Genomic DNA, 523 nt, shown 5'->3' with positions numbered 1-523 from the left:
ATCGCGCGCGCGATCGCCACGCGCTGCTGCTCGCCGCCGGAGAGCTGGGCCGGGAAGTGATCGCGCCGTGGCGTGAGCCCGACGCGCGCGATCGCGTCGTCCACCGGCATCGGGTCGCGCGCGATGTCGGTGACGAGCGCGACGTTCTCGCGCACCGTCAGGCTCGGGATCAGGTTGTAGAACTGGAACACGAAGCCGACGTGCTCGCGCCGGTAGCGGGTCAGCGCCGCATCGTCGGCGGCGCTCAGTTCCTCGTCGCCGAACCAGAGCCGGCCGGTGCTCGCGACGTCGAGCCCGCCGAGGATGTTCAGCAGCGTCGACTTGCCGCTGCCCGACGGCCCGAGCAGCACGATGAACTCGCCGCGCCGCACCTGCAGGTCGACCGCGCGCAGCGCCTCGACGCGCACCTCGTCGCTGCCGTAGGTCTTGGTGATCTGTTCCGCGCGGAACACGCAGGCGGGGTCGTTCATCGCTGGTGCACGTAGGTGCCGGGCGCGGCCTCGCCGGCCGCGAGGCCGGCCTG

At 72.5% G+C, this 523-nt stretch carries 1 protein-coding gene; it reads right to left on the bottom strand.

The window, feature by feature from the left end; all coding sequences use genetic code 11:
• Positions 1 to 470: ABC transporter ATP-binding protein (locus AC1D1T_RS33005; protein WP_477993588.1), on the bottom strand; the 470-nt coding region annotated here is incomplete at its 3' end.
• Positions 471 to 523: the final 53 nt, after the last annotated feature.

The organism is Rhizobacter sp. P2_H3, from assembly GCF_056403355.1.
Note: the sequence above shows the minus strand (reverse complement) of the source record. Positions and strands in the feature narration are given on the sequence as shown.